The organism is Shewanella sp. M-Br, from assembly GCF_036245925.1.
GTDB lineage: Bacteria > Pseudomonadota > Gammaproteobacteria > Enterobacterales > Shewanellaceae > Shewanella > Shewanella oncorhynchi.
Genome location: NZ_BJBV01000001.1, coordinates 148760 through 173619 on the forward strand (window position 1 = coordinate 148760; position 24860 = coordinate 173619).

At 45.7% G+C, this 24860-nt stretch carries 24 protein-coding genes; 7 read left to right on the forward strand and 17 right to left on the reverse strand.

Annotated elements, in window-relative coordinates; genetic code table 11:
* Positions 1-12: 12 nt before the first annotated feature.
* The 3 genes from AAA952_RS00650 to AAA952_RS00660 form a co-directional block, all read right to left on the reverse strand.
* The gene (locus AAA952_RS00650) at positions 13-1203 is read right to left on the reverse strand and encodes a thiolase family protein (protein ID WP_338253513.1); all 1191 of its coding nucleotides are present in this window, start codon (positions 1201-1203) and stop codon (positions 13-15) included.
* Between the two features lie 291 nt (positions 1204-1494).
* Positions 1495-2436, reverse strand: a complete 942-nt coding sequence (gene metA / locus AAA952_RS00655; protein ID WP_198573591.1) for a homoserine O-acetyltransferase MetA — start codon at positions 2434-2436, stop codon at positions 1495-1497.
* A gap of 70 nt (positions 2437-2506) precedes the next feature.
* Positions 2507-2926 (reverse strand): YbaY family lipoprotein, encoded by a 420-nt coding sequence (locus AAA952_RS00660; RefSeq protein ID WP_338253517.1) that lies wholly within the window; start codon positions 2924-2926, stop codon positions 2507-2509.
* 117 nt (positions 2927-3043) lie between these two features.
* Here AAA952_RS00660 and AAA952_RS00665 point away from each other — a divergent pair, with 117 nt between their 5' ends.
* A complete protein-coding gene (locus AAA952_RS00665) occupies positions 3044-3787 on the forward strand; it encodes an SDR family NAD(P)-dependent oxidoreductase (protein ID WP_338253519.1) in 744 nt (247 codons plus the stop codon).
* A gap of 99 nt (positions 3788-3886) precedes the next feature.
* On the opposite strand, the gene ompW is transcribed toward AAA952_RS00665, so the two are convergent.
* From ompW to phhA, 8 genes are all read right to left on the reverse strand, one after another.
* On the reverse strand, positions 3887-4549 hold the full coding sequence (gene ompW / locus AAA952_RS00670) for an outer membrane protein OmpW (protein ID WP_168823143.1): 663 nt from the start codon (positions 4547-4549) through the stop codon (positions 3887-3889).
* A gap of 756 nt (positions 4550-5305) precedes the next feature.
* Positions 5306-5962, reverse strand: coding sequence for a nucleotidyltransferase family protein (locus AAA952_RS00675; protein ID WP_338253898.1), 657 nt, complete (start codon positions 5960-5962; stop codon positions 5306-5308).
* 76 nt (positions 5963-6038) lie between these two features.
* Positions 6039-6329 (reverse strand): hypothetical protein, encoded by a 291-nt coding sequence (locus AAA952_RS00680; RefSeq protein ID WP_028760572.1) that lies wholly within the window; start codon positions 6327-6329, stop codon positions 6039-6041.
* A gap of 86 nt (positions 6330-6415) precedes the next feature.
* The gene (gene maiA / locus AAA952_RS00685; protein WP_338253523.1) at positions 6416-7066 is read right to left on the reverse strand and encodes a maleylacetoacetate isomerase; all 651 of its coding nucleotides are present in this window, start codon (positions 7064-7066) and stop codon (positions 6416-6418) included.
* An 88-nt stretch (positions 7067-7154) separates the two neighbouring features.
* On the reverse strand, positions 7155-8141 hold the full coding sequence (locus AAA952_RS00690; RefSeq protein WP_006085272.1) for a fumarylacetoacetate hydrolase family protein: 987 nt from the start codon (positions 8139-8141) through the stop codon (positions 7155-7157).
* A gap of 386 nt (positions 8142-8527) precedes the next feature.
* On the reverse strand, positions 8528-10066 hold the full coding sequence (tyrR, locus tag AAA952_RS00695) for a transcriptional regulator TyrR (RefSeq protein WP_006085271.1): 1539 nt from the start codon (positions 10064-10066) through the stop codon (positions 8528-8530).
* A gap of 267 nt (positions 10067-10333) precedes the next feature.
* On the reverse strand, positions 10334-10672 hold the full coding sequence (locus AAA952_RS00700) for a 4a-hydroxytetrahydrobiopterin dehydratase (protein WP_106650051.1): 339 nt from the start codon (positions 10670-10672) through the stop codon (positions 10334-10336).
* Positions 10673-10803: 131 nt separating this feature from the next.
* Positions 10804-11604: a phenylalanine 4-monooxygenase gene (gene phhA / locus AAA952_RS00705; protein ID WP_219250194.1), complete on the reverse strand. Its 801-nt coding sequence runs from the start codon at positions 11602-11604 to the stop codon at positions 10804-10806.
* Positions 11605-11925: 321 nt separating this feature from the next.
* On the opposite strand from phhA, the gene galU reads away from it, so the two are divergent.
* The 6 genes from galU to AAA952_RS00735 all read left to right on the forward strand — a co-directional run bounded on the left by galU (position 11926) and on the right by AAA952_RS00735 (position 19026).
* Positions 11926-12834, forward strand: a complete 909-nt coding sequence (gene galU / locus AAA952_RS00710) for a UTP--glucose-1-phosphate uridylyltransferase GalU (protein ID WP_263179498.1) — start codon at positions 11926-11928, stop codon at positions 12832-12834.
* Positions 12834-13847, forward strand: coding sequence for a UDP-glucose 4-epimerase GalE (gene galE / locus AAA952_RS00715; protein ID WP_338253534.1), 1014 nt, complete (start codon positions 12834-12836; stop codon positions 13845-13847). Before galU ends, galE begins: the two co-directional genes overlap by 1 nt.
* A 91-nt stretch (positions 13848-13938) precedes the next feature.
* Positions 13939-14421, forward strand: coding sequence for a ferredoxin-type protein NapF (gene napF / locus AAA952_RS00720; RefSeq protein ID WP_168823154.1), 483 nt, complete (start codon positions 13939-13941; stop codon positions 14419-14421).
* 111 nt (positions 14422-14532) lie between these two features.
* Positions 14533-14982, forward strand: coding sequence for a bactofilin family protein (locus tag AAA952_RS00725; RefSeq protein WP_338253536.1), 450 nt, complete (start codon positions 14533-14535; stop codon positions 14980-14982).
* A 312-nt stretch (positions 14983-15294) separates the two neighbouring features.
* Positions 15295-16269, forward strand: coding sequence for a LysR family transcriptional regulator (locus AAA952_RS00730; protein ID WP_113938944.1), 975 nt, complete (start codon positions 15295-15297; stop codon positions 16267-16269).
* A gap of 468 nt (positions 16270-16737) precedes the next feature.
* On the forward strand, positions 16738-19026 hold the full coding sequence (locus tag AAA952_RS00735) for an OmcA/MtrC family decaheme c-type cytochrome (RefSeq protein ID WP_338253540.1): 2289 nt from the start codon (positions 16738-16740) through the stop codon (positions 19024-19026).
* Between the two features lie 107 nt (positions 19027-19133).
* Here the strand turns inward: AAA952_RS00735 and AAA952_RS00740 are convergent, their stop codons facing one another.
* From AAA952_RS00740 to AAA952_RS00765, 6 genes are all read right to left on the reverse strand, one after another.
* A complete protein-coding gene (locus tag AAA952_RS00740; RefSeq protein WP_212600041.1) occupies positions 19134-19817 on the reverse strand; it encodes a DUF2982 domain-containing protein in 684 nt (227 codons plus the stop codon).
* 57 nt (positions 19818-19874) lie between these two features.
* The gene (locus AAA952_RS00745) at positions 19875-20576 is read right to left on the reverse strand and encodes a YdcF family protein (protein ID WP_263166099.1); all 702 of its coding nucleotides are present in this window, start codon (positions 20574-20576) and stop codon (positions 19875-19877) included.
* Positions 20577-20794: 218 nt separating this feature from the next.
* The gene (gene mak, locus AAA952_RS00750; RefSeq protein WP_263165840.1) at positions 20795-21712 is read right to left on the reverse strand and encodes a fructokinase; all 918 of its coding nucleotides are present in this window, start codon (positions 21710-21712) and stop codon (positions 20795-20797) included.
* Between the two features lie 61 nt (positions 21713-21773).
* Entirely contained in the window at positions 21774-22580 is an 807-nt protein-coding gene (gene cysQ / locus AAA952_RS00755; RefSeq protein WP_263179491.1) for a 3'(2'),5'-bisphosphate nucleotidase CysQ, read from the reverse strand.
* A gap of 356 nt (positions 22581-22936) precedes the next feature.
* Positions 22937-24046, reverse strand: coding sequence for a dTDP-4-dehydrorhamnose reductase (rfbD, locus tag AAA952_RS00760; RefSeq protein ID WP_263165836.1), 1110 nt, complete (start codon positions 24044-24046; stop codon positions 22937-22939).
* A gap of 6 nt (positions 24047-24052) precedes the next feature.
* A complete protein-coding gene (locus AAA952_RS00765; protein ID WP_028760589.1) occupies positions 24053-24817 on the reverse strand; it encodes a phosphatase in 765 nt (254 codons plus the stop codon).
* Positions 24818-24860 lie beyond the last annotated feature (43 nt).

Consider the following 24860-nt stretch of genomic DNA (forward strand, 5'->3'; position numbering starts at 1 on the left):
AAACCTTTGCGATTAAACCTCGATGGCCATCGCCGTCGCTTCTCCACCGCCGATACACAGCGAGGCAACACCGCGCTTAAGACCGCGGGCTTTTAAAGCATGAATTAAGGTCACCAGCAAACGTGAACCCGAGCAACCAATAGGATGACCTAAGGCGCAGGCGCCGCCATTGACGTTAACTTTAGCCACATCTAAACCCAGTTCAGACACGGCAAGCATAGTCACCATGGCGAAGGCTTCGTTGATTTCGAATAAATCGACTTCATCCGTTGACCAACCCACATTGGCAAGTAATTTCGCCATAGCGCCGACAGGTGCAGTGGTAAAGAGTGAAGGCTCTTGGGCGTGGGTCGTGTGGCCTTTAATGGTGGCTAATACTGTTAAGCCTAAACGCTCAGCTTCGCCGCGAGAGGTCAGCATCAATGCCGCTGCGCCATCGGAAATAGAGCTAGAGTTAGCCGCTGTGATAGTGCCATCTTTGGTAAAGGCTGGTCGCAGCGTAGGAATTTTTTCAGGGCGGGCATTACCGGGTTGCTCGTCGGTGTCGACAGTAACATCACCGCGACGATCACTGACTGTGACAGGCGTGATTTCGGTCTTAAAGGCGCCCGAGTTAATCGCAGCATTGGCTTTTTCGAGCGAACTTAGCGCAAAGGCGTCCATCTGCTCGCGGGTGATACCAAATTCATCGGCGGTTTTCTGGGCAAACGTTCCCATGGCGCCGCCAGTATAAGCATCCTCAAGACCATCTAAAAACATATGATCGAGCACTTTGCCGTGGCCCATGCGCATGCCGCCGCGAGCTTTATCCAAAAGATACGGCGCTTGGCTCATACTTTCCATACCGCCAGCGATCACGACTTTTGCACTGCCCGCTTTAATCAAATCGTGGGCTAACATTACCGTCTTCATGCCTGAGCCACAGACTTTGTTCACTGTGGTCGCACCAACGGATAAGGGTAATCCCGCACCTAAAGTGGCTTGACGTGCAGGCGCTTGACCTAAACCAGCGGGTAATACGCAGCCCATCAAGACTTCATCAACATGCTCACCCGCTAATTGAGTCTCCGCCAACAAGCCCTTAATGGCTGTCGCGGCTAGAGTCGGTGATGCAACAGATGACAAACTGCCTTGAAAACCACCCATAGGGGTGCGTTTAGCGGCAACAATAACGATATCTTGATTTAACGGTTCAGTACTCATGCAGGCTCCAACCCAAATTGACCACAAGGCCTAGTGCTAGCCTTGGGACGTTTAATAAAATCGACAATAAAACCACTCTGACGTTTACGCGAACGTAAAGCAAGTATTCCTTGGTCTAATGTGTCGATTTTATCAGGTGAAAATTGTCAGTAAGGATTTACAGCGAGGCAGGGATTAAGCACAGTCAAGCGTGGACAACAGCATCTAAGGGAGAGATAAATTAAGGGCTTTTGGGTATCAGCTTAGGTCACATCCATGTGACCACATCACCATAAAAGGCTAAACAAAACCTTAGCGCGATTCCCACGGTGTCATCGCCGTCATATCACTTAAGTCATAAGGCGTTAACTGGTAAACGTAATAATTGAGCCAATTACTGACCAACAAACTACCGTGGCTGTGCCAGCGGGCAATGGCTTCGGCTTCTGGATTATTATTTCGATAATAGTTTTGTGGCACATTTGGCGTTAAGCCTTGGGCTAAATCCCTATGGTATTCATCGTTTAAGGTCGATTTTTGATATTCAGGGTGCCCCATTACAAACAAGTTACGGTTATTGCGACTTAATACTAAATAGGCCCCGGCCTCATCGGACTGCGCTAACACTTGCAACTGCGGATGTTGCCTAATTTCTTCCACATCCATCTCGGCAAAACGCGAATGGGGTGCAAAGAACTCATCATCAAAACCACGTAGTAGTGGGAAATGCTGACAAGTGCGCCTATGTAAAAATACGCCAGAACGCTTCTGTTGCAATATTTTTCGATTTAAACCATAGAGATGATACAAGCCCGCATGGGCTGCCCAACATAAAAACAACACTGAGGTGACATGCTCTTGGGACCAGTCGATGATTTCACGGATATGATCCCAATAAACCACATCTTCGAAATCGATTTGCCCAAGCGGCGCGCCTGTGATGATAAGACCGTCGTAATTTTTATGGCGAACGGCTTCAAAATCACGGTAAAAAGTATTCATGTGGTCGATGGAAGTATGCTTGGATTCTTTGTCGTGAATGCGCAGTAAATCCACATCGACTTGTAAAGGCGTGTTGCCCAGTAAGCGCAGTAACTGGGTTTCGGTCTCGATTTTGTTCGGCATCAAGTTCAAAATCAGCACCTTCATCGGCCTGATATCTTGATTCGCCGCCCGCGTCTCGGACATAACGAAAATATTTTCTGACTCTAACACCCCTGCTGCGGGCAGATGATCTGGAATTCTAACCGGCATACCGCGCCTCTTCTGTTCGTAAATACTAACGGATTCGGCGCGTATGTCAGCTCACTTCTGAGCGGGCTAACTAGCCACCGACTTTCTCTAGCAGTATCGTCATTGGCTCAGTGGAGTTGAGATCAATATGATAGGCTTGAGTATTAATAAACAATAACTTATCACCCAACATAATCCGGGCACCTATGGCATAAGTGTGACCGGGTTGGAACTGATCGCTACCAATCGCAAAACTGAATGGCGCCGGTGTCGCAGCACCTTGTTGCACGCGCTCCGCCATCACTATGGCTGGCACATCCATTTTTGAGACATCGAGCAGTTGCACTACGACCTTAGCCTCGGCGGGCAGAGCAATCCGTTCGCGATACAAGGTCTCGCCTTTTATCTCCACGATAGCATTCGGTGTAGCACAACCCGATAACACACCCATTAGCGCCATTAATGCTAAAGCGGTTAATCTCAACGCGCTTAAACGCAACCATTTGTTCATTTTGTTTCTCCTAATCATACATAAAGACTTCTAGATGTCCATACGCCCAAGCTATAAATCTTGTCTTGGTGAACATAACTTTCTATCATAAGCCACCATTTCGTTGCCGAAAAATCTATGACCCAAGCAACTGCAATCATTGTGGGAGCTAGCTCACAATTAAGTCGTGAACTTGCAAAGCAATTGGCAGATCAGCAGGTTGAATTAGTCTTATTCGCCCAAGATCCAGAATCACTGCGCGATTTTGCCTTATCCTTGCCAACAAAAGTACAAGTTTTTGCACTTCAAATTGAACAACCTCAAGCCATCATCAACCAACTTGAATCAGTCTGGCAAAGTCTTGGCGGCGCGCACTTAGTCTTAGTCAATACAGGCCTCAATAGCTATGACCCCGAGTTGCCTTGGCTACCGGAGCAAGACATTATCGATGTCAATGTGCGAGGTTTTGCTGCCATCTGCAATACGGCATTTAGACTATTTCGCGAGCAAGGTTATGGACAACTGGCGGCAATCAACTCGATTGCGGGCCTGCGCGGCGGGCCGAGTGTGGCCTATCACGCCTCAAAAGCCTTTGGCCAGAATTACCTTGAGGGCTTAAGTATGCATGCTCAGCGCCTTAAGTTACCGATTACGATTACCGATATCCAACTTGGTTTGCTCGATAAAGCCGCTATGCAGCAAAGTGCAATGTGGCTTGCACCATTGCCACAAGTCGCAGCGCAAATCATCAAGGCGATGAAACAAGGCAAACGCCGCGTCTATGTGACCAAACGCTGGCGCCTCGTCGCTTGGCTTACTGTGTTATTACCCGAATTTATCTATAACACTCGCCACTGGAAAGCTAAAAAGCCAAAGCACTAAATCGGCTTAGCCTAAGTGGAACAGAACATGGCGTGATAAAAAGGGCACAAACGAAAAAGGAGCCTAAGGCTCCTTTTTTACGCTTATCTAATCAGTGGATTAGAAAGTGTAACCCACGCTGACCATATAAACCCATGGATCAATATCGGTTTCGATGGTAACTGGGGTACCTTGGTATTTAAATTTAACGTCACTATCAATTTTGGCGTACCACACGGAAGCGTTCACTAACCAGTTTTTGTTAACTTGATAATCAACACCCGCTTGTGCCGCTAAGCCCCAAGAAGTGCTCATGCTTAAATCCGTTAACGCACCACCTAAATCATTAGTAAACTCATTGTCGAAGAAATTAGTATAGTTCACACCAACACCCACGTATGGGCGTAATTTAGACTGTGCATCACCAAAGTAGTACTGCGCCACTAAAGTGGGTGGTAAATGCTTAGTTTCAGCAATCTTACCTACGCCAGCCAAAGAGACATCGTGGCTAAAAGGCGTTGCTGCTAATAACTCAACCCCGAAGTTATCAGTCAACATATAACCGAAGTTCAAACCCACTTGAGTATTATTACTCACTTGGAATTCACCAAGATTGCCTACACCAGGTATAACTACATCTTGGCTTGATTCATTTGGCGCAACAACCACAGCACCCGCACGAACGATAATGTCACCCGCTTGGTGAGCCGATACAGAGGCAGAAAAACCAGCAGCTAAAAGGGTGGCAGCGACCAGTGTAGAAACAGTGTTTTTATTCATCATCACACTCCATATGTACAACATAGGTTTTTGTTTTGTATTACATCCTTAACAATTGACGCCTACACTGCCAGAGATATGCGGCTGATTTATTGATCCAAATCAAAGTGAGTGAGCAATACTCACTTATAGGTACTACACATGGGAGCTTAATCACGAAATTCAAACATTTATTGATAATACCCCTTTGTTTTCTGTGAGCTAAGTGCTGTATTAGCCATCACTAATAACTTCCGCAAGAGGTAGTGACCAATAACACCATAAACATTTTAGTAACAATAAAAAGCACTTAACTAAGAGGTTATTTGAACATTAATTTCAAATTATAGAGGCGGGTTAAATGATACCAATCACATTAAATATCTAATCAGTTCAGAGCCTCACAGGCATCTCAATCCAAGGCGCATTGACGCAAAAATGGTTATTCCCTTTTAAGTCAATGCAACACAGGAGTGGGATGCCTGTATGCCTCCCGAAGGGCGGCTGATGTTCACTGCATGGCAACGCGCTTTATACTGCGTTTAAGGCTTTCGACAGAGCACCACTATGCCTTCAAGCCTTAGCCTTGTCTAAAGCGCGTTGAACTCCCGCTGAATGAACAGATATTTAATACGATTGGTATTAGGATAAAAACAGAAAATGGACAAATAAAAACGGCTTGAGGATGATACCTATCATGTTAGATAACTAGATTGCATGGAATGACAGTGTGAGGCAGTTAAGTCAGTTTTAGACTGAACGAATAAGAAAGTGAGAAGATTAGCTTGAGTAACAACACGTCAGCAAAGGATAGCGAGTTAGCCAGCTCTTAGTCGCAACTCTGTGCTCAAACAGTGGTAATGATCGCTTTGGATTGGCGCTCAATTTGAGGGCAAACAGGGAGTTCAGCCCAAAGGGAACCACCAGCTCAATACCGTAATGCGTGCAATGATGAGCAGTCTCTGCATCTACCTGAGTATCTGTCTCAACATGAGATTTTAAACACACCCCAACCGCAGTTTCTAACTCTGGCCAATGTGCCATAGCATCAATACAAGATGTGTAAGCCATGTCTTGATTGCGACTATGCATGCGCGCCTGATTCTTAACCGACCAAGGTAACTCAGGGGCAAGCTGATGAAGATAGGCTTCAGTCGCCAGATCCCGCTCAGGGCTAATATCTAAAGGGCAAAAATAGATCAGATCGATATCATTCAGTGGACTCAACTCAAATTCGTGCAAGCGATCCCAGACTAAATTACGGACAAATCCCGCCGCCAGACACCACTGCGGCATTGAGTGTACTTTGGCACATTGAAGCGCGAGTTCAAGCGCCCTCACCCGCTCGCAGTCTTGAGCTATCCATTCAAGTAATTGATGCTCTAGCGCTGCTTCCCTCATTGCATCATTCATAACATTATTCGTAGCAACACTCATGACATTACCCCTAGCACCACTCATAACAGTATCGCCCGCTTCAATATCAGATAAAAACACGGGAAAGACATTAAGCTTACTCCACTTCGCCATCGGTTTCTGAGCACTTTACGACCTCATGACAGAGTAAATAAACGAGACTATAAATCGGTGCCATTACCGCAAAACAAATCCAAAACCCATAGACATCTTTGTCTAGCAGATTAACGCTAACAGTAAAGATGGGCATGAACAGTAGCATCCATTTTATTACATTGAGTTTGTACAGTATCGGCTTATCACAATGGCAGCAGCGTCCTTCCTTAATCGGCACATCCTTAGCGCCGAGTTTACCTTTGCAATACGGACATTTTTTACTGAAAAGCATTTAAACTCCATCGCTGAGATTAGACTCGCAAAGCAAGTCTCATCATCCATTCTTTCTATTCGTAAAAACCGTATCCGCGCAATTCGTTACACCGCATCCGCTTGGCGCTCTGGCGCAGCATCGACAAAGGCTTCAAGCTGATTACACTCAGCCCACACGCGCATGATATTGGGATAAGGCGTTAAATCCACATTAAAACGCTGGGCGTTATACACCTGCGGCACTAAACATAAGTCGGCTAATGTCACGGCATTCCCAAAGCAGTAACGACCGCAGTGCCTTACCAACAAGGTTTCTAAGGCTGCAAAACCACTCGCAACCCAGTGGTGATACCAAGTATTTTTAGCCGCTTCATCGACCCCTAAGGTTTGGGTTAAATACTGCAATACCCGCAAGTTGTTTAATGGGTGTATTTCACAGGCTACCGTGAGCGCCATGGCGCGCACGTGGGCACGTTCAAGAGCCGATGCAGGCAATAATGGGGTTTGTGGATGTATTTCATCGAGATATTCAATAATGGCTAAGGATTGCGACAAAGCATCCATATCTAACTCATCATCCAACGTTAAGGTTGGCACTAACTCGAGCGGATTTAATGCAGTATAAGCCGCTTTATGTTGCTCACCGCCATCACGTACAAGATGCACTGACAACTGCTCGGCTGAAATCCCCTTAAGATTAAGGGCGATGCGAACACGGTACGCCGCGCTTGAGCGCCAATAACCATAAAGTTTCATATTTTCATGTCCTTATAAAAGTCAGTATAAAAACGGGGCAATTAAGCCCCGTTAGTTTGAGTCTATGTCCCCCTTTTAAGGGAAAGCCTTAGGCTTTGTATTCAACCACTTTTTGATCGATAGAACCAAAAATGGTTACGTCGTTGTCATCAAGCATTTCGATGCGAACAGTGTCGCCAAAACGCATAAATGGCGTAGTGGCTTTGCCTTCAGCAATCACTTCTAACATACGTTTTTCCGCTAAACAGCTAGAGCCTGCGCTACGGTCATAGTTAGAAATAGTACCAGAGCCAATAATAGCACCAGCGCCCAATGGACGGGTTTTTGCAACATGTGAAACTAACTGGCTGAAATTAAAGGTCATATCGACACCCGCATTCGGACGACCAAATAACTCACCGTTTAAATGGGTGATCAGCGGTAAATGCACTTTAGAATCTTCCCAACGTGCGCCCAGTTCATCCGGCGTCACTGCTACAGGTGAAAAACTGCTCGATGGCTTAGATTGGAAGAAACCAAAGCCTTTCGCCAACTCACCTGGGATTAAGTTACGCAGTGACACATCGTTCACTAACATCAACAATTTAATATGCTTAGCCGCATTGTCGCTGCTCACGCCCATAGGCACATCATCGGTAATGATCGCGATTTCAGATTCGAAATCGATACCCCAGTCTTCACTCGCCAGTGGAATATCGGCTTTAGGGGCAATAAAACTGTCTGACCCACCTTGATAGAACAGCGGATCTGTCCAGAAGGTTTCAGGCATTTCTGCGCCGCGAGCCTTACGGACTAACTCAACGTGATTCACATAAGCGCTGCCATCGGCCCATTGGTAGGCACGCGGTAGTGGCGACAAGCACTTAGCTTCGTCAAACGCTTGGGCGTTATCTAACATGCCTTCATTTAACGCGTCGTACAATTCTTGCAATTGCGGTTTCAGTAAATCCCAACCGTCGAGTAATTGCTGCATAGTGTGGGCAATGGCAGGAACGGCAACCGTTTTAGTGAGATCGCGGCTAACTAACATCAACTGACCATCGCGGCGACCATTGTTATAACTTGCAAGTTTCATATTGGCTCCAGTGCTTCTAAGGCTAGGCGTACAATTTTATTGTGCTGGAAAACGCGCGGCGTCATTCAGCTTATATTCGGCGATTTTAATCGGACTCTTTGACTCATTAAGGGCGCACACGTTACGCACTCCGCGCCAACAGAGGCACGCCCTTTTGCTTGCTTTAACGTATTTGTTGCGCGTAGAAATACCCGAAGCTGACGCAGATTCCTATAGCGTGACCTAAATCACATTTGGGTCAATTATTTCACATTTCGTAAACTAATCATTACGTTTATAACCTAGTTGCCGCTTATCAATATCTCGGTAAGCAATATGCCTGAAAAGTCGGCAACTAAGTGGAACGATACTGTTACATCTATCGCGTCAAGCCAGCAAGACTCGGCTTAACGACGCTTGGCTATCTTGTACTCACGCAGCTTATTGGCAATAGCGGTGTGCGACACCCCGAGCTTTTTCGCTAACTGACGAGTACTCGGATAGGCTGGATATAATCGACGCAACAGACTCGCTTCAAACTGCTTCATTGCATCGTCGAGATTGCCTTCAAACTCATTGTCAAAGTAACCAAAACCTTCGGCGTAGGACGGCAGTTTTAATTGTTCTACCGTCAACTCGGCCGAACCATCCCACATAGACACAGCTCTAAATACTGCGTTCTTTAATTGGCGTACGTTACCTGGCCAAGCGTAGGTGAGCAAATGATCGCGGCACTGGGCCGAAATCCGTCGCACTGGGCTAGATAACTGTTGGCTGTAATGTTCGAGGAACATTTCCGTCAGTGGAATGATATCGACTTTACGCTCGCGCAGTGACGGAATGTGGTAACTCAGCACATGGATGCGATAGTACAAATCTTCTCTAAACTCACCGGTTTGGCACAGTTCGGCTAAATTTTTCTGGGTTGAGCAGATGATCCGCACATCGGCACGGACTTCTTCATCGCCGCCAATGCGTCTAAAGGTACCATCTTGCAATAGCCGAAGCAGCTTAACTTGGGCGGCCTTGGACATCTCAGCCACTTCATCGAGAAATACTGTGCCGCCCTTGGCTTCTTCAAAGAAACCCCGTTTAACGACTTTGCCCTGACTGACATAACCGAATAGTTCTTCTTCGGCGGCGCTGTCGGGCAGAGCAGCGCAGTTAATGGCGATAAAGGGTTTCTCACGGCGCATACTGGCATCGTGGCTGGCTCTGGCCATTAATTCTTTGCCAGTACCCGTTTCACCTGTGATCAATAAAGGCGCATCGAGCTGGGCCATCCGCCGCGCTTGCTTAAGCACTTCCTTCATTTTGTCACTGCTGGCTAATACATTTTCAAAGCCAGTGGTTTGATTCTGCAGGGCGTTAAATTGTTTTCCAACCCGCGCGGGGGATTTTAGCGACACCACAGCGCCAACTAGGATGGTTTTTTCATCCTCATCGGGCAGGTAAATCGGCAGCATTTCGGCTAGATATTCGTTTGGACCAATTTGTACCCTCGCCGCTTGCGGTAAGACTTGGCTTTCACTCAACCATCGGCTGAAATTAAAACCTTGCACCCAATGATTGAGCGACTCTTCAAGCACTTCGTGCTCCCCCATGCCGATATTGAGCAAGGCGGACTCGTTAACGATACGGATACGCGCTTTAGCATCGATGGAGAAAACAGAATCGGGTAAGGTTTTGAGCAAGGTTTTAAGGGCGTAATGTTCCTGCTCTGAGGGCATAAACGACACCGTACGCACATCATGGACACTTTCCACTTTGCGGATCTGCGGCATCAAGGCACTTAAGGTTTCAAAACTGATTTCGGCAAATTGTAAGTACAGGAATCCTTGGTTACTGGCATCAATAGCAATTAAATTAATACCATAACGCTCTAACACGACTAAGATATCTTTGGCTAAACCAACACGATCCTGACAGCTGACTTCCAAGCGCATAATGACTGATATTCCCTTTTTTGATTCGAATTTTGGGGATAAACCGTGCAGAGCTATTTTTCGCCTTAAGCTTTACAACAAAAATGACGCTTGCTAGGCAAGTTGTTACCTTAACGAAAACGTCAGCGATGAGGGTAAATAGCAGAGCCCGTATACGTTAGAAGGTTAAACAGAAAGTGGCAAGCCTAGTTTACAGTTGAATTGTAACAGGAAGAAAAAATCAGCATCATAAAACACATTAAGATGCTGATTAAATTGATTAAATAATTAACCTAGTAACTGGTCTGTCTTGGCGGCCATGATGAAGTCATTCTTATGTAGCCCCTTAATGGAGTGCGACCACCAAGTGACAGTCACTTTACCCCATTCAGTGAAAATGCCGGGATGATGGAATTCTTCTTCCGCTAAATCCGCCAGCTTATTTGTGAATGCCATCGCCAGTTTAAAGTTTTTAAACTTGTAGACGCGCTCAAGCTGCATTACGCCGTCACGCACTTGCACGCCCCAGTCAGGGATCATACGAATAAGTTCTGCCAACTCTTCATCGGTCACTTTTGGTGCATCGGCTTGGCACGCTTCACATTTCATATTCGATAACGCAGTCATACATACTCCTGTTGGCAACATTAATAGGGATATTCAGTTGCACTTTACTCATTACTTATTAATTACTTAAATCACATGACTAAATTAGATGGCGACTCAAATAAAACATCAAACCATCCATCGAATCGAGACTAGCTCGCCTTGGCTTTGGGAGGATATTTAGGAGCAAATAAACCTAACTGACGTGCCTTAGTGACATAACTCATGATGTCCATTTTGGCAATTTCATCAAGCATATCAATGTGCTCAATCACATAATAAATCGGCTGCATAATGTCGATGCGATATGGGGTTCGTAGCACATTCAATAAATCAAAGGGTTGACGTTCTGGCACGTCACTTTCCATTGCATATAAAGTTTCACCAGGTGAGCTTAAAATACCGCCACCATAGATACACAAGGGGCCATCTTTAGGCTGTAGCAAGCCAAACTCAACCGTAAACCAGTATAAACGCGCTAAAAACACCCTTTCTTCTTTGCTGGCATTTAAACCTAATTGGCCATACATATGTGAAAAATTAGCAAATGAAGGGTTGGTGAGCAAAGGGCAATGACCAAAGATTTCATGAAAAATATCAGGCTCTTGCAGGTAATCAAACTCTTCCTTACGGCGAATGAATGTCGCCACAGGAAACTCTTTATTGGCCAGTAGTTCAAAGAAACGGCCGAAGGAAATAAGCGCAGGTACGGCTGCCGTTTTCCAGCCGGTGGTCGCTTGCAATACAGTATCAATTTCAGTAAGTTGCGGAATACGATCCTTTGGCATAGCCAAGGCATCTAGCCCTTGCAAATACTCCTTGCAGGCACGGCCAGGCAGGTTTATCGCTTGACGGGCATAAAGCTGGCTCCAAATCTCATGTTCTTCTTGCGGGTAGTTGATAAACCCTGTGTCATCAGCTCTGTGAGCGATGTACTCTGTTCCTTTCGTCATAGTCTTCACTTAGTGGCTAGCGCTCATGGAACCATAGTGATCTAAGCCTTTAAATTTGTTAACTCCCTCACACTTTATTCTTGCACCACTACTGTGACGTAAACGTAAAGCAAATATTACAAGGGTATTAAAAACGCCATGCAAGTGCACATCACCCATGCTGGATTAGATGCACTGTGCTACCTTTGCTAAAACTTACGTCGACTTCGCTGTAAAAATACTTAAATATCCTAAGTTTTCAGCGTTTCTAAATAGCTTTTCTGTGCAGGTCATTTACAATATTGGCCATTAACCGCATCTCCTTGACCTAAAAGGTTCGCAATGAAACAACATCAAATTCGTAAAGCCGTTATTCCTGTCGCAGGCCTAGGCACTCGTATGCTTCCAGCGACCAAAGCAATTCCAAAGGAAATGTTACCTGTTGTCGATAAGCCATTGATTCAATATGTAGTCAGTGAAGCTATCGCAGCTGGGATCAAAGAAATTGTACTCGTGACCCACGCCAGTAAAAACTCTATCGAAAACCATTTCGATACCAGTTTCGAATTAGAAGCCCAATTAGAACGCCGCGTTAAACGTCAGTTACTTGAAGCCGTACAATCTATTTGTCCTAAAGATGTAACAGTGATCAGCGTGCGCCAATCTCAAGCTAAAGGCTTAGGTCATGCGATTTTGTGTGCTAAATCTGTCGTCGGCGATGCACCATTTGCCGTATTGCTACCGGATGTGATCATAGATGAAGCCAGCTGTGACCTTCGTACCGATAACTTAGCCGCTATGGTTGCCCTGTTTGATGAAACCCAAGTCGGTCAAATCATGGTGGAAGGCGTGCCACATAACGTCGTCAACCAATACGGTATTGCCGATGTGAATGGTCATGATTTACAACCGGGTGAATCTGAGCCATTAGTCGAACTGGTTGAAAAACCCTCTGTAGATGAAGCTCCTTCTAACTTAGCCGTTGTAGGCCGTTATGTTTTACCAGCCAGCATTTGGCCGCTACTGGCTAAAACCCCTGCGGGCGCAGGCGATGAAATTCAATTAACTGATGCGATTGCGATGTTAATGAAGCAAGAAACCGTAAATGCTTACTACATGGAAGGTAAGAGCCATGACTGTGGTAACAAGCAAGGTTATATGCGTGCTAATGTTGAATATGCCCTGCGCCACAGCGAAATCGGGGAAGATTTTGCGCACTATTTAAAAACCGTTGTAAAAGGAATTAAGTAATGACGATTTTAGTGACCGGTGGTGCTGGCTATATTGGCACCCACACAGTAGTAGAACTGCTCAATGCTGGTAATGATGTGATTGTATTGGACAACTTGTCTAATTCAAGCATAGAAGCCTTAAACCGAGTCGAGCGGATCACTGGTAAATCGGTTACTTTCTATCAAGGCGATATTCTCAATAAAGCGTTATTGCAGAAAGTGTTTAACGATCATGCTATTGATTCAGTTATCCACTTTGCAGGATTAAAAGCGGTGGGAGAATCCGTCGCAAAACCCCTGAAGTATTATGAGAATAACGTTACGGGTACGCTTATCCTTTGCCAAGTCATGGCAGAATTTAAGGTAAAAAATCTCGTATTCAGCTCATCGGCAACTGTGTATGGCGATCCCGCAAGTTTACCGATCACCGAAGACTTCCCCACTGGGGCAACAAACCCTTATGGTCAGTCTAAGTTGATGGTTGAACATATACTGGCAGATGTACACAATGCCGATCCGAGCTGGAATATCGCCCGTCTGCGCTATTTTAATCCGGTTGGCGCCCATGCCAGTGGCTTAATCGGCGAAGATCCTAACGATATCCCTAACAACTTAATGCCCTTTATTGCGCAGGTTACCGTGGGTAAACGCACCGCCTTAAGCGTGTTTGGTAATGATTATCCGACTCACGACGGTACCGGCGTGCGTGACTATATCCATGTCGTGGATTTAGCCAATGGCCATTTAAAAGCGCTCGCAAAATTGGCCACTAAACCTGGTCTGGTGACCTATAACTTAGGCACAGGCCAAGGATATAGTGTATTAGATATGGTTATGGCCTTTGAAAAAGCCTGTGGTAACACTATTGCCTACCAAATTGCGCCACGTCGCCCAGGGGATATTGCCGCCTGCTACGCCGATCCAACCCACGCAAGGGAAGATCTTGGCTGGCAAGCGACTCATACCCTAGAAGATATGGCCAACAGTAGCTGGCATTGGCAATCAACCAATCCCAATGGTTATAACGGCTAATAACTTGAATGGCTTGTGGAAATCTCCCAAGCCATTTTTCTTTACCCTCTAAATACCATCGCTTTACAGCATTAACCACCCGAGGAGCAACATGACTCAAAGTATTAATCACAGCCGTCGCAGCCTCTTTCGCCGGCGTAAAGATAATGCGATAAGGCCGCCTTGGGTACGTGATGATATCGAGTTTACCGATGTGTGTACCCGTTGTTCCGCCTGTCTTGAGGTTTGTGAAACTCACATTATCATCAAAGGTGATGGCGGATTTCCTGAAGTCTCCTTTAAGGACAATGAGTGCACATTTTGTACTCTGTGTGCTAAGGCTTGCCCTGAAAATATTTTCGATTTGACTCAAGCACCTTGGCAATACCAAGCCCATATTCAAGAAAGCTGCTTAACCTTTCAAGGGATCTGGTGCCAAAGTTGTAAGGATGCCTGCGAACCAAGAGCCATCAGTTTTGTACTCAGTATTGGTCAGGCTCCGAGCCCAAAAATAGACCTTGACCTTTGTACTGGATGCGGTGCCTGCGTAGCTCCTTGCCCTAGCAAAGCCATTGAGATAAAACGACCAACTTGATAGAACACTGTAATTGCATTAACACATGCAGAGCTGTGCTTCTCATGGATTTTAAGCTAGTATCGCGCCTCTGTTGAATTCAGTTAATCCCTTCTCGAATTAAGTTAATTTATGATGATGTTTGTAAAAAAACTGTTTTCCCCGCCTAAAAAAAGTACCTCTTTTAGCTTTATTGCTCGAGGCACTAAACTCACGGGAAATATCGAATTAACAGGCGACGTGCTTGTTGGCGGTGATATCCAAGGTCAGCTGCTTTCTGAGGCCAATATCACCATAGAACAAGGCGGTATAATTCAAGGTGAAGTAAAATGCCATGAATTTATCGTCGATGGACACTTCAAAGGCAGACTCATTTGTGAGCGTTTAGTGATCCAACGTAATGGTGTTGTCGACGGCGAAGTGGCAAGTACCTCAATGCAAATCCTTGAGGGTGGCCAATTTATCGGGATGCGGATTAAAGAAGATGCACCAACCATTTATTCCCATGCAATAGGCCATACACCAACAGCAGATCCACTCAACTTACCGTCCGTGCAAAACGACGTCATAGAATCTCGCTAATCCTAAATGCATCACTATCGTTTGCTCGCCACCTTAGGCGAGCTAACTTTGACTCACTCTTTTAGCTCAATCATTCCTTTCCGCCTGATGTTAAACATAGCGCCTACTCATCTAACTCCCCCCTCTCTTTACAATAGTTAAATAATTGTTATTTTGCCGAGAGGGATCACAGTTAATCCGCATGCTGAATGTTAATATTGGCAGTTAGTATCCATGATATTTGATCGCGGTGGTTCGGGTAATCGCAAGGACACAGAACTCCCCTAATAGCGCCGCAAAAACATTTAAGACTCATACAGGGCAAAATACAAAATGAGCAACTTATTACTAAAACAGATCTGTGAACTCGATGTTTTTACCTTGCTTGTATTTAAAAGTATTTTCGACACTGGACACGCAAATAGCGCGGCCAAAGCGCTAGATGTTTCTGCCCCCAAAATAAGCCGCTGCCTCAATGCATTACGCCTAACCTTTAATGATGAACTATTTTATCGTCGTCAACAGGGGCTTAAACCGACGCCTTTAGCAGAAAGTCTCTATGTTGCTATTTGCCAGTTTACTGAATCGGTTTATCACCTCGAACAATCTGCAATCCAGATACAAAATGCGGCCATCAATACCGACTTACCGCTACATATCGCTGCTTGTAATGGCCTGCTAAGCTTTTTAGCGCCTCAGTTAAGCACTCCTGAACTTGCCCAAAAGCTAGGACAAATACGCTTACATAAATGGCAGGAAAATAGTGCTGAGTTGATCCACGCAGGTGCGCTTGATTTTGGGATTACGTTTGAAAGTGCTGAAAATAAAGAATTAAGTTATACCAAACTTGGCTCAATCAATGGCATTTATATCGTTGCAGCCAAGCAACATCCGCTTTGGGACGTTGAGACAAATATTACCTTAGAGCAAATTTGTCGCCATCCGTTTCTATTTCAAGAACTCAAGGGCTTTAACAGTAAAATCGATCCCTTAGAATTATTTTGCCAACGCCAAGGTATCTTACTGCCTACCGTAGAGAAAGTGATAGACAGGGAGGAATGGTATGCCCATCTATTAACCATGAAGAGTGTGGCTTTTTGTTCCAGCATTGATATGCACACAGTTAAACATATGCCCGGATTACATCTCGAGCGCCTTAGCGACACAGAGCTTAATAGACTCCACGAAACTATGATGGCGCCACATTATTATCTGATTGAGAAACCTGCAGTTCATCGGCGTTACAGCCAAAGCCAGTGTGATCTCGTCGTGCGCTCCTTACTTGCCGCACTCGAACCAGCACACTAATACAAAAATAGATTACACACTAAGTTCATCAACCTAGCTTACGTCATGGATGTTAAGTGGGTTTACTGGGCTATGGCTTCTATTTATCCAAGGCACAATTCAATCACTTTAAAATGCCATATCGTCCCCCTATCCTCGCTCTCTTATCCCATTGCTTTTGTGCTCAAAACCTTAAGATAACGACTTAAGATTCAGGCTCTCTTAACATCGTTCATTTTGCTTAACCGAAAATGAATTCATCATTTCGACCTAAGTTTAAAGATTGAAATTGTGATACACATCATAGGCTAGCAGCTTAATTTCACTATTTAAAATATCAAAATGCAAAGTTTAGAATTACCATTCACAGGTGTTAAATCATCGTTCACATATCAGATACAAATTTGCAAATACTACTTTATAAGTAGATGAATCCTCCTATATTAGAGGCACTGCACACGCAGTCTTATAGATAGAAAAAGGGACGCGATGATGAAAAACTACAATAAATCTCTACTGGCACTGGCTCTCGTCAGTACCTTAAGTCTTACCGCCTGCGGGGACGGAAGCGATGGTCAAGATGGGGCACCTGGCACACCAGGTACACCAGGCACTCCCGGAACACCAGGTACACCCGGAGCCCCTGCGGGTTCCTTCGCAACGACAGCTCAATCCATTACAGATCTGGCATTCACGTTAAGTCCTGCTGACATTAAAGTAACCAGCAGTGAAGGCTTCAGTGTTAAATTTACTGTTACGGGTAAAAATGCAGGCAAAGTAGTCCCTTTCAAAGGACTGGATAAAATTGCAATTTATTCTTTAACAGCAAATGAAAACACCTCAGGTACTGGCGCGCCGATTGAGTGGCAAAATAATGCCACGGCAAATGCCGCTGGCACTTCGTTAACTTGTACTCTAAACGGCCTGAACGGAACTAAAAACGCTTGTACTTTAACCGAAGATACAGCGACGCCAGGCACTTACACAGCAACTTGGACTTATGGTGGCGCAGCGCCAATCATTAATCCAAATGATAATCCAAACGCAGTACACAGAGTCTTTTTACGTGCTTACAACATCGCCGATAGTACTGGTGTCGTCCTATCTGACAAGATTTTGTCTGTACCCGTTGATTTTATCCCTGCAACAGATGAATTAGGTGTATCGGGTAAAGACACAGTATCTAGTGCGGCATGTAAAAACTGTCACGGTGAAGTAGACGGCCATATCGCGAAGATTGAAGCCCATCATAACTACCAAGATGTTAAAAACTGCGTAACTTGTCATAACCCTGATCTCGTTCCAAGTGACGCACAACTGGCCGAAGGTTGGGTATTTGATTTTGCTCCCATGATCCATAGGATCCACGCAGGTCATCACATCAGTGACAGCTTAAGTGGCGAAGCAAAAGAATATTTCGGTGAAGTTGGTTTCCCATCTGATTTGAAAGAATGTAAATCTTGTCATGATGGTGCACCAAGTTATAACACCAATATTTATGCACAAGCTTGTGTGGGTTGTCATATCAATGTGAACTTCACCACTGGCGAAAACCATTCAGAATTTGGTTTAGCCCAAGCTGATGATACTCAATGTAAATCTTGCCATGGCAGCGGTAGCTTAACACCTGAAGCTGTACACAGTGTCGGTAAACGCGCTGAGTATGCAAGCCTATTCAAAGTTGACTTTACCAGTGCTGCAGTAGTGACTTCAGCAGCACCTGGAATGAAAACATTGACATTAAAAGCCAATGTGACCATGAATGGCGCTGCAATTCCTAACGGAACCGATTTAAAAGTGTATAACGCGACAACTAACCCTACTGGTATGTTTGTGGCTAACGGCTTATTACTGGGTAACGTAACTACTGATGGTACTGTTTATGCTTGGAGAGATGTCAAACCAACAGCAATCGCTCTTAAGCTTGAAAATGGTACGCTGGCCGATGGTGTATTAACCTTCGTAAAAGATATTCCCGATGCCCAAGCTGTAGGTACTATCTACGTCAGTTCAGAAGCCAACGTCTGTATCAAAGCAGGTAAAGTGAGTAGCTGTAATGCCACAGGACTTGAATTTGGCCCAACAAATCCAATTGGTAACACTGCTCCTGTTAAATTCTATAGCTTAGATGCTTCTGCAGTAGTTAAAGCTCGAATGACAGATCCTGCTCGAATTACCGTAGAAGAAGCAAAATGTAACGCCTGTCACGGCACCTTAGATTATATCAAGGGCACCAGACACGGAACTTACACTTTTGATCAATGTATGAACTGTCACAACGATACAACGGGTGCATCAGGCCATAAAACAGTGGTTTCTAAAGGTGAAGACGGTAGCAAAGTCATTAATCCAGAAGTCACTTTCAATAACAAAGACCTATTCACCGTCGCCCACCGCTTCCACAGTGGTAACTTTGATGTTATCGCAGGGATCTTCCGCGATGCCAATGGTGAATTAGTCGGTTATCCATCACCAGAAACTGCATGTTCTGCATGTCACAAAGATGATGCAAAACTGTTTGCGACTGACGGTGGTTTAGCTTCTGAGAAACGTTCAATCAAAGTGGGTAGCAACTACATTAGCCCAGTAGCTGAATCATGCCGTAGCTGTCACGCTCACTCTGATGCAGCGGCTGTCGCTCACTTTAGAAGTAACGGTGCTGTGGTTGAAGCTGACGCAATGACAGATCCTAACTTACCAGTAGAATCTTGCGCAACTTGTCATGCTGAAGGTAAAACCTACGGTGTAGATAAGGTACACGCAGAGGTAGCACACTAGTACCTTTGGGTTGCCCCTGCACAACCCAAACTTTAATCTCTGCAACTCATTGGGGACCCTAGGGTCCCCTTTTTTATTGCTGATGATCTTCAATTGAGATTGTAGATTTAACCAGCTGAGCGGCTACATTGTGCAATACGTTGTCTAAGTAACTTAATAAAGTCCTTAGGTTCCCTATCTAAACTATCATGGGGAATATACAAGTGATACCCTAAACGCGTATCTAACATCACGCAGCGATGCCCAAACATAGCTAATACGCCACGATAACGATCCCCTTCTATCACTAAAGGGCCAAACTCAGCGCCGAGATAAGTTTCTAAAGTCGCTAAGTCTGCATCTTGAGAGGCAGCCGTCACCAGCAAAGGTCGCTGTTCAGTTAATAATCCTGTTGCTAGACGCAGGGAAATATTATCGAGAATGGGATTTAAATGTTTCAGTTTAATGCCTAAATAAGATAACTCTATAGTATCTAAACCATTAGTCACCCGCGGAATATCGACCCGCTGAATATTATCCCAATCGATAGCCACTTTGCCGCGGCGATGAAAATAGGTCAGCCCCTTGTCATCTAATGCTAGAGTCGTTTCCGGCTCATACACCTTGGCTAAACCGAGAATGAGTGAAATCGCGCCCAAACTAAAAAACATCAAACCAACAGCAAACAAGGCCGGCCACGTCAGAAACAGTCCCAAACCCAGCACCAGACTTAAGCCTCCCAGCCAAGTTAAGGTTAACCCATTTCGTTTCGATAAAGGACGCACTGATACTATTTCTGACTCAATTGTCATTGTTCATCTTCCTGTTAAAACTCACTATCTTTAGACTGAACTTGGCAAACCACATCTTTAACTTACGGCCTTTATCCATAACCACAAACGGCCAATGTATTCGTGAATCGCCCGTTGAGAAGCCACTAAATTATCGGCGGTTAACCGCCACCAAAAATCATCTCGGCCAATAAAATCCGTTGGGGCAGCATCGGGGTGTAAGCCTTTAGCGGCGAAAATAGCCATCGCCCTTGGCATATGAGTGGCCGATGTGACTAAGCGAAAGGGCTCCTCCCCTAACTCCCACTTTAAGTATTGCGCTTCTTCTATCGTATCGCGCGCCAGTGGAAATTGAATAATTCGGCTTTTATCAACACCTAGCTCTACCGCGGCTTTAGCCATCATTTCAGCATGGGAAAATTGAGTGAGTTCACCGCCCCAGCCACTGACAATCAACATACACTCTTGACCCAACTTAAGTTGCCGAATTCCTTCAGTTAACCTTGTAAGGGCGACGTCTGATAAGGATTGCACCGCAGTCGCTCCTACTATATCAGCATGCCCTGAACCTAATACCATCACAAAACAAGCGCCTGCGATGGGCGTGGAATTAATCGGGTAAGCTGATTCTAACGGCCGCACTAAGGTATTCACACTCAGTTGACTGCTTAAAAACAGTAAGAGAAAAAAAGCGCAGGATACTAAGTATTTCGCCATACTGCGACGGCGCCATACTAGAAAAGAAATCAGTAATAACAATAGGATAAAGGGAATCGGCATCATCCCCTGTGAAACAACTTTCTTAACCCAAAACATGATGTCCATGCCAAGCAATCCAAAGGAGCGCAATCATAGCATCAAAATACGGGGGGAACACATCGCACATAAAACTAGCCCAGCGTTTTACTGGGCTATTGTTTACAAGACTCTGATATCACTAGACGTTGATTTCATAGCGTAATGAGTTCACTGGTGGAGTTTATATCCTCAATAATGGATCACTTTTCCCACAACCAAGCGGCACCGCGCACTCCCGATGAACAACCGTATAGATTCTGCACAACAGGCGTATGACACTCACGCCCCACCACATAATGGGCCAGCAATGCCGGTAATCTTGGGTAAATCGCCGCGACATTCGACATTCCGCCGCCCAACACTATGGCATCGGGATCGAGCATATTGATTACATGGGCGAGTGAACGTGAGAGTCTATCCATATAACGATCAAACGCAGCAACCGCAATGGCGTCACCTCCATCGACTAACAACATAATATCGGCACCTGATTTGGCAGGAGCACGCACTGTACCCGCCGTCGTCAAAGCCGCATTATAATCACGCACAAAGCCAGTGCCAGAGATAAAGGTCTCGATACAATCGGGATTACCACAGAAGCAACGGGTGGTATTGAACTCTTCCTTAGTCATCCAAGGCAAAGGATTATGACCCCATTCACCGCCGATACCATTACCACCACCGTGAACTTTGCCGTTAATTGCCACACCCGCGCCGCAGCCAGTACCAATAATCACGCCAAACACCACAGAAGCGCCAGCGGCTGCCCCATCGACCGCCTCTGATACCGCAAAACAGTTTGCATCATTGGCAACCCGCACTTCACGCTGCAACAATTCCCCTAAATGTACATCGAGGGGCTGACCATTGATCCACGTCGAGTTAGCATTTTTGACTAAACCTGAATAGGGCGATACCACACCTGGAATACCCACGCCGACAGTGCCTTTTTCGCCAAGAGTCGCTTCCGCTTCCTTAACTAAATCAACCACCGCAGCAAGCGTGCCCTGATAGTCACGTGGCGTCGTCACACGCTTGCGAAATAGCTCATTGCCCTCATCACTCAGTGCGACTAATTCTATTTTTGTTCCGCCTAAATCGACGCCCATGCGCATCATGAATTACTACTCCAGTGTTTAGCTTGCCCTTTCATCAAGTGAGATTGATTCTAGGCAATCGTTATTTTACCCAGCCAGGAGCTGTGGCAATAAAGTAAGGATTTAAAATGTCAGGTTTTTGATTATAAGTTAATGGTTCACCTGAGTCATAACAGACAACTGTGCCGCCTGCACTTTCGAGCACAGCTTGCGCCGCTGCGGTATCCCACTCACTGGTAGGACCCAGTCTGGGGTACAGATCGGCACTGCCTTCTGCCAACATACAAAACTTAAGCGAGCTACCCACGCTTAAGATGTCATGCTCACCAAACTGTTGTAAATATTGCGCTAAGTCAGGGCTCAAGTGCGAGCGACTGCCGACAATCATCGGCATTTCGCGTGGCGTGTTGGCGCCCAATAAGGGACTCTCTTGACCCGCTTGTTGGCGCCACGCACCTAAATGTTTAGCGCCGTAATAATACGTATCGAGCACAGGCGCATATACTACACCTGCGATAGCAACCCCTTGATGGATAAGCGCAATATTGACGGTAAACTCGCCATTGCGTTTAATAAATTCCTTAGTGCCATCTAAAGGATCAATCAACCAATAGGTTTGCCATTGACGACGCACGTCCCACGCGATATCCGCCGCTTCCTCAGACATAATAGGAATACCGACAAACTGCTTTGCCAATGCCGCCACTATCACGTGGTGCGCGGCTAAATCGGCGGCCGTCACAGGGCTATCGTCCCCCTTATGGCTCACCGAAAAGTCATCTTGACCATAAACCGTCATAATGGCATCGCCTGCGGCTTTGGCAATCGCGACCACTTGCAGTAGATCTTGTTTGGTTAATGTCTGCGCTATTGTCGTCTTGTCTGTCACTGAAACTTCCTTAATGCGTAAAATATCTTGGCATTATGCCATTGTCATCCAAGGGGAATTTAGAACAAATTCATCATACATCAAGCAAAATAGACTAAGACTCGCAGCTTAAACCGCGGTGCACAAAACCACAGATAAACAAAGTGATTACGATACTAAGGCAAGCCATTGGCGCTGAGAAGAGGCTTAAGTCCAGCTGCATTCGTATTCACAGCCTATGTTTCATATTGATAGTCTAAAGCCGTCGCTTAAATCTGATTATTGGCGGGCTTATTGTTTTCGAAAGCGTTAATCACTACGATGATGTAAACGCTTAACGCCTGATTAAAGCTGCCTAACCCCAAATGTGAGTCACGTTAATTGTCGTCATAATAGCGTCGCAACATGCAATTCAGTTGCTGACGCCAATCTTGCCATACGACGTTATCAGGCATGGTCAGTAAGGTATTGACAGCCAAAGTGGACTGCACTTTGGCACTATTCAACACGCTATAACTCGGTCTTTTTGCCAAACTCACGCCGCGATTTAATGCTTGTTTAGCATAGTGAGCGCTGGTAATCGGCTGGATAACCACAGGTTGACTTAACAGATTGAGCGCTAGGGCTTGTCGCTGGATTTCACAGGCAAATTCATACCAACTGCATTGGCCTTGGGCGCTGTAATGAAATACGCCCGAGCACTGTTGCATGACTAATTGCCAAATCACCTTAGCGAGTGCATCACTCCACGTCGGACAGCCGATTTGATCGACTATCACCTCCAAGCTTGGTTGAGTGCGCATCAAGTTCAGCATGGTTTGGACAAAATTATGCCCATCTTGACCGTAGAGCCATGAGGTACGCACAATCGTTGCATCCTCGCCCAGAACCGCCAATACCTTCTGCTCGCCGAGCAACTTACTCGTACCGTAAGCAGACAACGGCTCGGGAGCATCAATTTCAACAAATGGCCTTGGTAAATGATTTGAAGCTGAGTCTGGATTTTGATACTGCTCAACGCCAGTTTCTCTAACATCACGAACAGCATGACCACCAAACACATAATCGCTCGACACATGCAGTAAGCCCGCCCCCGACAGCCAACATTGCTGCGCCAATAACTCAGGGCCGAGTGCATTCACGCGATTAGCTTCGATTGCATCATGCTCAGCTGCGTCGACCGCATTATAGGCCGCACAATTGATCACCCAGCTTGGTCGATATTGATCAAATACGGCGGCAATATTGGCGGCATCGGTAATGTCTAACTGACTGCGACTTAGCGCATAAAGCTTAATTGGTGCGACTGAGTTTGTACTTGTGCTGCTATTTAGGGCTAGCTCGCCAATATCGGCAGCGACTCTCAGCAAGGCCTGAGCGAGCTGACTCTTAGCGCCAGTGATTAACACCACTTGAGGAATGTTAGCATCTGTGGCACTCGCCGCCCCGCATTGAAGTGGCGTCACTTTAGTTGCCACTATTTTCATCACTAATCAACAGCATGGCTCATCGTCACTGAATAAGGGGATCAAATCAGCAACGGTTTCATGGCCACGGGCGGCTAAAAAGGCTAAGAGTGCTGAAGGACTACGATTGAGTAATCGTGATGGCGGATAAGCCACTTCATCGATAATCGCTTGCGCCCGCGCAAAACCGCCTAAGCTAAAAGCCACGTGAGAATCAGAGCCCATAACTAAAATCGTGCCAAATTCCTTGGCCGCTTTGGCAATCGCAGTGCAATTGGCTTCGCTGCCCTTACGGGACACTTCAAAGGAGGAATTGTTAATTTCGAGCGCCACACCGTATTCGGCAGCGGCGCGGGCAACGGCTTCAATATCAATTGGATAGGCTGGGTTTCCCGGATGAGTAATAATATCAACCTTGCCGCTCTTAATCGCATTAATCATGGCCTCTGTGTGAGTCGCTTTATCTGACGGAGGATAGACGGGCTCATGAAATCCTGCGAGCACAATATCGAGCTGCTTTAAATAATCACCAAAGAAATCAATCTCGCCGTCGATATTTTTGATATTGGCTTCGATACCCCGCAAAATCCCGACGCCATCAACCATACGCGGCAAAACTCTTAAATTCACAAAGTGCCAAAAATGCGGCGCATCGGCCATCGCAGGCCCATGATCTGTGGTAGCAAATAGGCGAATCCCCTTCTGCTTTGCCACCGCTAAGTAGTCATGAATCGTGCTATAAGCATGGCTCGAAGCCACAGTATGAGTATGAGTGTCGACTTGGTACTGCATGGTTCACCTCAGTCAAATGATTCAATCAATTTAGAAAACTGGC

Bases quoted from the DNA above. Each gene is read 5' to 3' on its own strand.
- AAA952_RS00650 (WP_338253513.1), bottom strand. From the start codon at position 1,203: ATGAGTACTGAACCGTTAAATCAAGATATCGTTATTGTTGCCGCTAAA.
- metA (WP_198573591.1), bottom strand. From the start codon at position 2,436: ATGCCGGTTAGAATTCCAGATCATCTGCCCGCAGCAGGGGTGTTAGAG.
- AAA952_RS00660 (WP_338253517.1), bottom strand. From the start codon at position 2,926: ATGAACAAATGGTTGCGTTTAAGCGCGTTGAGATTAACCGCTTTAGCA.
- AAA952_RS00665 (WP_338253519.1), top strand. From the start codon at position 3,044: ATGACCCAAGCAACTGCAATCATTGTGGGAGCTAGCTCACAATTAAGT.
- ompW (WP_168823143.1), bottom strand. From the start codon at position 4,549: ATGATGAATAAAAACACTGTTTCTACACTGGTCGCTGCCACCCTTTTA.
- AAA952_RS00675 (WP_338253898.1), bottom strand. From the start codon at position 5,962: ATGAGTGTTGCTACGAATAATGTTATGAATGATGCAATGAGGGAAGCA.
- AAA952_RS00680 (WP_028760572.1), bottom strand. From the start codon at position 6,329: ATGCTTTTCAGTAAAAAATGTCCGTATTGCAAAGGTAAACTCGGCGCT.
- maiA (WP_338253523.1), bottom strand. From the start codon at position 7,066: ATGAAACTTTATGGTTATTGGCGCTCAAGCGCGGCGTACCGTGTTCGC.
- AAA952_RS00690 (WP_006085272.1), bottom strand. From the start codon at position 8,141: ATGAAACTTGCAAGTTATAACAATGGTCGCCGCGATGGTCAGTTGATG.
- tyrR (WP_006085271.1), bottom strand. From the start codon at position 10,066: ATGCGCTTGGAAGTCAGCTGTCAGGATCGTGTTGGTTTAGCCAAAGAT.
- AAA952_RS00700 (WP_106650051.1), bottom strand. From the start codon at position 10,672: ATGACTGCGTTATCGAATATGAAATGTGAAGCGTGCCAAGCCGATGCA.
- phhA (WP_219250194.1), bottom strand. From the start codon at position 11,604: ATGACGAAAGGAACAGAGTACATCGCTCACAGAGCTGATGACACAGGG.
- galU (WP_263179498.1), top strand. From the start codon at position 11,926: ATGAAACAACATCAAATTCGTAAAGCCGTTATTCCTGTCGCAGGCCTA.
- galE (WP_338253534.1), top strand. From the start codon at position 12,834: ATGACGATTTTAGTGACCGGTGGTGCTGGCTATATTGGCACCCACACA.
- napF (WP_168823154.1), top strand. From the start codon at position 13,939: ATGACTCAAAGTATTAATCACAGCCGTCGCAGCCTCTTTCGCCGGCGT.
- AAA952_RS00725 (WP_338253536.1), top strand. From the start codon at position 14,533: ATGATGATGTTTGTAAAAAAACTGTTTTCCCCGCCTAAAAAAAGTACC.
- AAA952_RS00730 (WP_113938944.1), top strand. From the start codon at position 15,295: ATGAGCAACTTATTACTAAAACAGATCTGTGAACTCGATGTTTTTACC.
- AAA952_RS00735 (WP_338253540.1), top strand. From the start codon at position 16,738: ATGATGAAAAACTACAATAAATCTCTACTGGCACTGGCTCTCGTCAGT.
- AAA952_RS00740 (WP_212600041.1), bottom strand. From the start codon at position 19,817: ATGACAATTGAGTCAGAAATAGTATCAGTGCGTCCTTTATCGAAACGA.
- AAA952_RS00745 (WP_263166099.1), bottom strand. From the start codon at position 20,576: ATGCCGATTCCCTTTATCCTATTGTTATTACTGATTTCTTTTCTAGTA.
- mak (WP_263165840.1), bottom strand. From the start codon at position 21,712: ATGATGCGCATGGGCGTCGATTTAGGCGGAACAAAAATAGAATTAGTC.
- rfbD (WP_263165836.1), bottom strand. From the start codon at position 24,046: ATGAAAATAGTGGCAACTAAAGTGACGCCACTTCAATGCGGGGCGGCG.
- AAA952_RS00765 (WP_028760589.1), bottom strand. From the start codon at position 24,817: ATGCAGTACCAAGTCGACACTCATACTCATACTGTGGCTTCGAGCCAT.